The organism is Sphingobium sp. L-44 (genome assembly GCF_056859495.1).
Genome location: NZ_JBSXOQ010000089.1, coordinates 156,591 through 165,651, shown reverse-complemented (window position 1 = coordinate 165,651; position 9,061 = coordinate 156,591). Strand labels below are relative to the sequence as shown.

General features: G+C 65.3%; 6 protein-coding genes and 2 tRNA genes. 1 reads left to right on the top strand and 7 read right to left on the bottom strand.

The window, feature by feature from the left end:
* Positions 1 to 1,045 precede the first annotated feature (1,045 nt).
* The 7 genes from AC13EK_RS12645 to AC13EK_RS12615 form a co-directional block, all read right to left on the bottom strand.
* Positions 1,046 to 1,121: transfer RNA gene (locus AC13EK_RS12645), tRNA-Lys, on the bottom strand.
* 59 nt (positions 1,122 to 1,180) lie between these two features.
* Positions 1,181 to 1,256, bottom strand: a tRNA-Lys gene (locus AC13EK_RS12640).
* A 120-nt stretch (positions 1,257 to 1,376) separates the two neighbouring features.
* A complete protein-coding gene (gene rodA, locus AC13EK_RS12635) occupies positions 1,377 to 2,489 on the bottom strand; it encodes a rod shape-determining protein RodA (protein WP_004212355.1) in 1,113 nt (370 codons plus the stop codon).
* Positions 2,489 to 4,606, bottom strand: a complete 2,118-nt coding sequence (gene mrdA / locus AC13EK_RS12630) for a penicillin-binding protein 2 (protein ID WP_277788321.1) — start codon at positions 4,604 to 4,606, stop codon at positions 2,489 to 2,491. The genes rodA and mrdA overlap by 1 nt, the downstream gene beginning before the upstream one ends.
* On the bottom strand, positions 4,603 to 5,130 hold the full coding sequence (mreD, locus tag AC13EK_RS12625; protein ID WP_017499256.1) for a rod shape-determining protein MreD: 528 nt from the start codon (positions 5,128 to 5,130) through the stop codon (positions 4,603 to 4,605). The genes mrdA and mreD overlap by 4 nt, the downstream gene beginning before the upstream one ends.
* Entirely contained in the window at positions 5,127 to 6,047 is a 921-nt protein-coding gene (gene mreC, locus AC13EK_RS12620) for a rod shape-determining protein MreC (RefSeq protein ID WP_004212358.1), read from the bottom strand. Before mreC ends, mreD begins: the two co-directional genes overlap by 4 nt.
* Positions 6,048 to 6,064: 17 nt before the next feature.
* Complete coding sequence (locus AC13EK_RS12615) at positions 6,065 to 7,111, bottom strand: rod shape-determining protein (protein ID WP_004212359.1); 1,047 nt, start codon at positions 7,109 to 7,111, stop codon at positions 6,065 to 6,067.
* A 134-nt stretch (positions 7,112 to 7,245) separates the two neighbouring features.
* Here AC13EK_RS12615 and mutL point away from each other — a divergent pair, with 134 nt between their 5' ends.
* Entirely contained in the window at positions 7,246 to 9,060 is a 1,815-nt protein-coding gene (gene mutL, locus AC13EK_RS12610; RefSeq protein WP_004212360.1) for a DNA mismatch repair endonuclease MutL, read from the top strand.
* Position 9,061: the final 1 nt, after the last annotated feature.

Genomic DNA, 9,061 nt, shown 5'->3' with positions numbered 1-9,061 from the left:
ACATGCAGATCGAGGGCATGGCCGCCCTTGCCACACCCATAACCGAGGAGGTTCAGCCGCTACAGATTACACCCAAGGCCGCCTGAAAATGCAGCCCGATGGCCAGCACCGAAATTACACCACATTGACGGACGTGACCATTCGGGGCAAGCCGCTGGAGGCCGGATCATCCGGTTTTCAGCGGCTTTTTTCGTGCCGATGGGGTGGCCCAGACGACTTGGAGATGCCGGCGCCAAACAGCCGCAAAAGCGCCTAATGGCGGATTTGCGGTCGTCCCCGTTCACTGTCCTTTTCGGGTCGTTTGACGCTTGGGTTGAGCAGGAGGTGCTGCCTGGCATTGAGAGCGGGGCGCTGGACCGGCGCGATATGGTGGCGGTCGTCGCTGCCCTCCGTCGCTGGGAGCATGACGGGACATGGAGCGCGAGCAACGGTGCGCTAGACAGGTGACTGCACTCCCTTACCGTGCTCAAGAGCAACGATAGGAAAGAGAATCAGTGCGCGGGGACATCGATAATACTCAGCCGGTCTGTCTTGATGGTGCATCGTCAGCCAAGGCCCGCGTAATATACTCGCTACGGCGGGTGCCCGAGCAAAAGCTGCAATTTGGCACAGTCCAAGTCGACTATGGCACTGTGGCGGTTTGGCGACCGTTCGACCCTGACGATACCGGATATGAAGCGGCGTGGAGGTCTATCCCTTGGCGGAATGTTTATCGCATTCACGTTCCTCGGCATCCTATCCCAGACCGACCGAAGTATGTCGAATATGCGATCGAGGAAATGGCATTGGGCGATGTGCGTGCAAAGCTACCGGTCGCTATGCTTGAGTTGAGCTACCATCTCAAAGAGCATCTTAAAACGCTCTGATCCGAGAAAACCGACGCGTCAGCGCCCTGCACCTATCTGGTGTGGGGCGCTGCTATGATGGGCGTTTGGGCTGCTAGCGGAGCCTGCTGCGCGGCTAGCATAGTGCTAGCATGGAAATGCTAGCAGCGTTCGGAAGCTGGCCCCATGTGGGGTAAGTTGCTGTATTTTCTAGGAAAGTTTGGTGGACGCACTTGGGCTCGAACCAAGGACCCGCTGATTAAGAGTCAGCTGCTCTACCAACTGAGCTATGCGTCCACACTGGCCTATAAGCGATCCGCTGGAGGATCGAACCTGCATCAGGCCGATGCAGGATTTGGTGGACGCACTTGGGCTCGAACCAAGGACCCGCTGATTAAGAGTCAGCTGCTCTACCAACTGAGCTATGCGTCCATTCCGTTGCCGGTCAGTCTTGGTGACTGATCGCTTCGGTGTGGGCGGGCTGTTAGCAGGCACATTTGATTCTGCAAACAGTAAATTGCGTTATCGCACAATTTTTTCTCGATCGACCGCTCAGGCCCAGTTGCCGATGCGCGTGGTGCGCCTGGTCGAGCGGTCGATCGACATGATGATGCCTACGCACAGCATGACGGTCAGCATCGACGAACCGCCATAGGACATGAAGGGCAGGGGGATGCCGACCACGGGGGCAAGGCCCATCACCATCATCAGGTTGATCGCCATGTAGAAGAAGATGGTGGTGGTAAGGCCCGCTGCGACCAGACGCGCGAACTTGTCGGGCGTGCGCAGCGACACGCGGATGCCCCAGCGGAACAGCAGCATGAAGGCGCCGATCAGGAACACGCCGCCGGCCATGCCCCATTCCTCCGCCATGGTGGCGAAGACGAAGTCGGTATGGCCTTCGGGCAGATATTGGAGATGGCTCTGCGTGCCCTGGAGAAAGCCCTTGCCCCAAATGCCGCCGGAGCCGATCGCGATCTTCGACTGGCTGATATGATAGCCCGCGCCCAGCGGATCGCTTTCCGGGTCCATGAATATCAGGACGCGCTTCTTCTGATAGTCATGCAGGAAGCTGAAGGCGATCGGGATGATCGCGGCGACGGTGAGGCCGGAGCCGATGAACAGGCGCAGCGGCAGGCCGGCCAGGAACATGACGGTGATGCCGCCCGCCAGGATCATCGTCGCAGTGCCCAGATCCGGCTGTACCAGCACCAGCGCCCAGGGAACGCCGATCAGCACCAACGCGGGCCAGATGGCGTTCCAGCGGCGGATTTCCCCCACTGGCAGCATCGCATAGAAGCGGGCGACCGCCAGCACGATGATCGGCTTCATGAATTCCGACGGCTGCAACTGCATGAAGCCCAGGTTGATCCAGCGCTGGCTGCCACCGGCAACGCCACCGATCAGTTCCACCAGCACCAGCGACACCAGCACCGCGCCATAGGCGGGGAAGGCAAAGCGGGCGAACAGCTCCAGCGGGATGCGGCTCAGCACCAGCGCCATGACGGCGAAGATGACGAAGCGCACCCCCTGGTTGATTGCCCAGGGGGTGATGCTGCCGCCCGCGGCGCTGTAGAGCACCAGCGTCCCGAACAGGGCAATGGCGGCAAGCAGGCCCAGCACGCGCCAGGGAAATTCGGTGACGGACTGGGGTATGATGCTCATTACGGGTTTCCAGGACCGGGGGGCGCGGGCAGGTCGTCGCCATCATCGGCGTCCGCCGGGGGCGTTGCTGGTGGTGGCGGGCTGGCGGCGGGCGTGCTGGCGGCGGGCGTGCTGGCGGTCGGCGCGGTCGCATTGGCGGCCTCGCTACCATTGGCGGCCGCCGCCGCCGGTGGCGGCGCCTGTCCCTTCTCGATCGCCTTGGCCAGGCGGAAGGCGGCCATCTGCCGGGCCTGGCGTTCGGCCGGGGTGCCGCCCCAGCCCTTTTCCAGCGTCACCAGCTTCTCCATCGCCTTCTGCGGATCGAACAGATAGGACATGGTATCGCTGGCGATCATCGGCGCATCCTCATTGCGGATGGTGTGGCCGCCATGTTCGATGATGCAGGCGATGGCATAACGGGGATTGTCGAACGGCGCGAAGCCCTGGAATAGGGCGTGGTCGCGCAGCTTGAAGGGCAGGCCGGCATTGCCGCGCACGCCGCCGGCGCGCTCCGCCATGGTGATGCGACGCACCTGCGCGGTGCCGGTCTTGCCGGCGATCAGCACATTGGGAATGCTCATCCGTGCCGCGCCGCCGGTGCCGCCGCCATTGACCACCGCGCTCATCGCGTCGCGGATCGTCACCAGATGCTCCTCGGGCACGCCGACCAGTGCCGGCTCGGGCCGGGCCGCACCATGCAGGAAATTGGGCATCAATTGTCGTCCGGTCGCCAGCCGCGCTGCCATCACCGCCATCTGTAGCGGATTGATCAGCATATAGCCCTGGCCAATGGTCGCGTTGACGGTGTCGTACACCTGCCATTTCTGGTTATACTTCTTGAGCTTCCACGCCGGGTCCGGGACCGTGCCATAGCTTTGGCTGGGGAAGGGCAGGTCGAAGCGCTGGCCCATGCCGACGCGCCGGGCCATGCTGGCGATCCGTTCCATGCCGATCCGCTGGGCCATCTGGTAGAAATAGATGTCGCAGCTCTGGGCGATCGCGCCGCGCATGTTGAGCGGACCGTGGCCGCGCTTCTTGTGGCAGTGAAACAATGTGTTGCCGACGCGGATCGCGCCGCCGCAACTCACCGTCTCGGCCGGCGATACGCCCGCCTCCAGCAATGCCAGTGCCACCATCGGCTTGACCGTCGATCCGGGTGGATAGAGGCCCTGCAGCACCTTGTTGCGCAGCGGGACATGGTCGTCCTTCGACAGCATTTCCCATTCCAGATGGCTGATGCCGTCGGAAAAGCTGTTGGGGTCGAAGCTGGGCATCGATGCGCAGGCGAGCACATCGCCATTATGGCAGTCGATCACCACCACCGCGCCGCTCTGGGTGGCGAGGCGCCGGCCGGCATATTCCTGCAGGCCGGCGTCGATCGTCAGCTTGATCGGATTGCCGGGTGTGTCGGGCCGCGTCGTCAATTCGCGCACGATCTTGCCGCGTGCGGTGACTTCCACCCGCTTGGCGCCGGGCTTGCCGGTCAGATGCTCGTCATAGGCGCGCTCCAGCCCGTCCTTGCCGACCTTGAAGCCCGGCGTGATGAGCAGCGGATCCTTGCGCTTCTTATAGTCTTCCGCGGTCGCCGCGCCGACATAGCCGAGCAGATGGCCGACCGTGGCACCGGCGGGATAATGGCGCGAAAAGCCCTGGCTCGGCGCGACGCCGGGCAGGTCGGTCAGGCGGACGGAAACGGCGGCGAACTGGTCATAGGTCAGCTTGTCGGCGACCTGGACCGGACGGAAGCCGGCCGACTTGTCCAGTTCCTCCTTGATCCGATCGACATCGTCGGGCTGGAGCGAGAGGAGTTGCGCCAGATGGCCCACCGTCGCCTCGGCATCGACGATCCGCTGCGGGATCAGGTCGACGCGGAAATCGGTGCGGTTATTGGCCAGCGGCCGGCCGTTGCGATCGACAATCCAGCCGCGCCGGGGCGGGATCAGCGTCAGGTTGACGCGATTGCTTTCCGACAGGAGCTGATATTTCTCATTCTCGGCAATGCTGATCCAGCCCATGCGGCCAACCAGCAATGCGCCGATCGCGCCTTGGAGCCCGCCGACCACCATGGCCCGGCGGCTGAAGGTGAAACTCTGGGTGGCTTCGGTGACGATCTTGCGCTTGGGCGTCGGGAATTTCATGCCATCACGCGCCAGCGGTCGATCCGGGCGCATTGCCGGACGACGAAGGGAAAGAGCAATATCGTCCAGAGCATTTGGGGCGCGACCAGCAACAGTTTCACAGGACCTCCGCCGGTAATCCGCGCGAAGAAGACGCCGCCGGCCAGGCAGAAGATAATCGCCATGGTCGCGATTAACCAGTCCTGACGATAGCTGCGCCAGACGAGCCGATGCTCGATCGCGTCGATCCCGATCAGCATCACGGTCCACAGGAACATGGCGGAGCCGATCGGCTGGCCGCTCATCATGTCGTCGAACAGGCCAAGCGGCAGGCCGACCCAGGCGCGCCACAATTCCGGGCGCAGCAGCCGCCAGGCCAGCAGAACCAGCAGGCCGAAGGGCGGCATCGCCGGCGATTGGGCGATGACCGGCAGGATCGTCAGCATCGACCCCAGCATCACGGTCACCACCGGCGTTCCCGCCAGGCGCCAGCGCGACGGATGGCGGCCCAGGCGGGGAACCGGCGGCAGATTGCGATCGATCATGGCGTCGCGGCGTTCCCGGCGGCCAGGCCATTGGGGTCGCTGGTCGCGGCCACGCCCGGATCGGGGCGGGTCACGATCTGCTCGAAGGCGCGCTCCACGACCACGGCATCGACCTTGGTCGGGTTGGCAAGCGGCACGCCATAGGCGATCTCGCCCTGGACGCGGACGACCACGGCGACCGGGATATTGGGCTGGAAGATGCCGCCAATGCCCGACGTCACCAGCAGATCGCCCGGCTTGAACGGGTTGCGACCGGCCGCCAGCGCACGGATCTCCAGCGATCCGTCGCCGCCGCCGGTGGAGATGGCGGGGACATTGTCGTTGGCGCGGCGCACCGGCACGATATTGCTCGTGTCGGTCAGCAGCAGCACTTCGGCGGTGTTGGGCGTGGTGGTATGGACGCGGCCGATCAGCCCCTCGGCCGCGCGGACCGGCATGCCCGGACGCACGCCCTGCCAGCTGCCGGCATTGAGCCGGGCGAAGCGACGCGCGCTGCTGGCGGACGAACTGATCAGGCGCGCCGACAGCAGGGCGCTGCTGTCGACATCGACCAGCTTCAACAGCTTCTTGAGCCGCGCATTTTCCTGCGCGATGCCCTTCGCCTCGATGATCCGGTTGCGATCGGCCTCGACCTGACGGCGCAGGCCGACATTCTGGGAGCCGGCGCGCCAATAGGCGGCCAGAACCTCGTCGATCGAGCTGACGCCGCTCACCGTCCGCTTCATGCCGGTGGACAGGGGGCGGGTGATTTCCGCCGTCCCTGTCCGGATCGCGGCAAAGCCGGTCGGATCGAAGATGGCGACAACGATCAGCAGCAGCGCGATCGCTGCCCCGGCCATTGCCACCACATAGCTGGCGAAGAGGCTATATTGCGCCTTCCGGTTATGACCGGGGCGTCGGCTGGGTGGCCGCGCCATCGTCTATGTCCCCCGGATCAGGCAGTCTGCAACACGCCCCGGAAGATCGGATCCTCCATCGCGCGGCCGGTGCCGATCGCGACGCAGGTCAGCGGATCTTCCGCGATGGTGACCGGCAGGCCGGTCTCGTCGCGCAGTTCATCGTCCAGCCCCTTGAGCAGCGCGCCGCCGCCGGTCAGGACGATGCCCTGATCGACAATGTCGGCCGCCAGTTCGGGCGCGGTGTTTTCCAGGGCGATGCGCACGCCTTCGACGATCGTGCTGATCGGCTCGGCCAGTGCGTCGGCGATCTGGCCCTGGTTGATGCTGATTTCCTTGGGCACACCGTTGACGAGATCGCGACCCTTGATGTGGATCGTCTCGCCGACGCCGTCTTCGGGCGGCTGGGCAACGCCGAACTGCTTCTTGATGCGCTCGGCCGTGGCTTCGCCGATCAGCAGATTATGGTGGCGACGCACGAAGCTGACGATCGCCTCGTCCATCTTGTCGCCGCCGACGCGGACCGAGGTGGTGTAGGCGAGGCCGCGCAGCGACAGCACGGCGACTTCGGTGGTGCCACCGCCAATGTCGACGACCATCGAGCCGATCGGTTCGGTCACCGGCATGTCGGCGCCGATCGCGGCGGCCATCGGTTCCTCGATCAGGAAGACCTGGCTGGCGCCGGCATTGCTGGCGGCGTCACGGATGGCGCGGCGTTCGACGCTGGTCGAACCTGACGGCACGCAGATCACGATCTCGGGCGCGCGCCAGGGGCTGTGCTTGCCGCCATGCACCTTGTTGATGAAATGCTTGATCATCTGCTCGGCCACGTCGATGTCGGCGATGACGCCGTCGCGCAGCGGGCGGATCGCCTCGATCGAATCCGGGGTCTTGCCCATCATCAGCTTGGCATCGTCGCCGACCGCCTTGACGCGCTTGACGCCGTTCAGCGTCTCGACCGCGACCACGGAAGGTTCATTGAGGACGATGCCGCGGCCACGGACATAGACCACGGTGTTGGCGGTGCCCAGGTCGATGGCCATGTCCTGGGAGGAAAATTTGAAGAGGCGCGAGAAGATCGACATGCTTCATCCTGTTTCGCCCGGTTGCGCCGGGACGGCAGTGTTCGTGTCCGCGCTCCGTCCCGCCCAAATCTATGCTGGAATATTTTTGGGGTCGCGGCTCGCGGAAAGCGCTCGCTTGGGCTAGTCACTAATCAATGTCAATACGCCGTCTGCCCGAACATCTGGTCAATCGCATTGCCGCAGGCGAAGTGGTCGAAAGACCCGCCAGCGCGCTCAAGGAAATCGTCGAAAACGCGCTGGATGCCGGCGCGACGCGCATCGCCGTGCGCCTGTCGAGCGGCGGGCTCGACCGGATCGAGGTCAGCGATGACGGCTGCGGCATGGATTCGCAGGACATGGCCCTGGCGCTGGAGCGCCATGCCACATCCAAGATGCCTGACGACGCGATCGAGAATGTCGCGACGCTCGGTTTCCGGGGCGAGGCGCTGCCCTCGATCGCGTCAGTCGCGCGCCTCTCGATCGACAGCCGGCCGCGTGGCGCCGATGGCTGGAACCGCACCGTCGACAATGGCGTGCTGGTGGCCGAAGGGCCGGCCGCACTGCCGCCCGGCACCCGCGTCACCGTCGACCAGCTCTTCGCCAGGGTGCCCGCGCGGCGCAAATTCCTGCGCTCGGCCAAGTCGGAATATGCTGCCTGCCTCGACGTCATGCGTCGCCTGGCCATGGCCCATCCGTCGGTCGCCTTCTCGGTCGAGCATGATGGCCGCCGCGTGCTGGGCGTGCAGGCGGGCGAGGCACGGGAAGAGCGGGTCGCCGCGCTCACCGACCGGCAGCTGGCTGACAATCATGTGATCGTCAGCCTGGAGCGGGACGGGGTGCAACTTTCCGGCGTCGCCTCGCTGCCGACCTACAATCGCGGCGTGGGCGATCATCAATATCTGTTCGTCAACGGCCGCCCGGTCCGTGATCGGCTGCTGATCGGCGCGCTGCGCGGTGCCTATGCCGACATGCTGGCGCGGGACCGCCATCCGGTGGTTGCCCTGTTCCTCGACGTCCCGCCGCTGGAGGTGGACGTCAATGTCCACCCCGCCAAGACCGAGGTGCGTTTCCGCGATCCGGCGCTGATTCGCGGCATGATCGTCTCGGGCCTGCGCCGCGCGCTCGACGCGGAGGGTTTTCGCGCCGTGCAGCATGCCGATCCCGCCGCACTCAACGCCTGGCGGCCCGAGCCGCTGTCGCCCACGCCGATCGGCGCCATGCCGATCTTCGAGGCGGCGGCCACGCCCTATGCGCCGCCCAGCTACAGCCAGTTCGCACCATCCTCGCCCGCCGGCTATCAGGGCGTCGGCGATCGGCGGCCGAATTTCCTGACCCCGCCGCCCCAGGCGCGGGCCGAACCCGCCGCCGCGCCGGCACCCGAAGGGCACAGTTTCCCGCTGGGCGTCGCGCGCGGTCAGGTCGCCCGCACCTATATCGTCGCCGAGGCCGAGGATGGTCTGGTCATCGTCGACCAGCATGCCGCGCACGAGCGGCTGACGCTGGAACGGATGCGCCGCGCGATGGAGGGGCAGGGCGTTGCGTCGCAGGCGCTGCTGCTGCCCGAGGTGGTCGAACTGGACGAGCCGGCTTGCGACCGGCTGGAGGCGCGGGTCGCCGAACTCAAGGAGTTCGGCCTGGAACTGGAGCGCTTCGGCCCCTCCGCCATGCTGGTGCGCGCCACCCCGGCGATGCTGGGGCAGGGCGATGTGCAGGGGCTGGTCTCCGACCTGGCCGACGATCTTGCCGCCTATGACAGCGCCTTGTCGCTCAAGGAGCGGCTCGATCTGGTCGCCGCAACCATGGCTTGCCACGGCTCGGTCCGTGCCGGCCGTATCCTGAGCGTCGCGGAAATGAACGCCCTGCTGCGCGAAATGGAAGTGACCCCGCGATCGGGCCAATGCAACCATGGCCGGCCCACCTGGGTGAAGCTCGGCCATGGCGATATTGAGAAACTGTTCGGGCGAAAGTGAC

Bases quoted from the DNA above. Each gene is read 5' to 3' on its own strand.
- rodA (WP_004212355.1), bottom strand. From the start codon at position 2,489: ATGAGCATCATACCCCAGTCCGTCACCGAATTTCCCTGGCGCGTGCTG.
- mrdA (WP_277788321.1), bottom strand. From the start codon at position 4,606: ATGAAATTCCCGACGCCCAAGCGCAAGATCGTCACCGAAGCCACCCAG.
- mreD (WP_017499256.1), bottom strand. From the start codon at position 5,130: ATGATCGATCGCAATCTGCCGCCGGTTCCCCGCCTGGGCCGCCATCCG.
- mreC (WP_004212358.1), bottom strand. From the start codon at position 6,047: ATGGCGCGGCCACCCAGCCGACGCCCCGGTCATAACCGGAAGGCGCAA.
- AC13EK_RS12615 (WP_004212359.1), bottom strand. From the start codon at position 7,111: ATGTCGATCTTCTCGCGCCTCTTCAAATTTTCCTCCCAGGACATGGCC.
- mutL (WP_004212360.1), top strand. From the start codon at position 7,246: ATGTCAATACGCCGTCTGCCCGAACATCTGGTCAATCGCATTGCCGCA.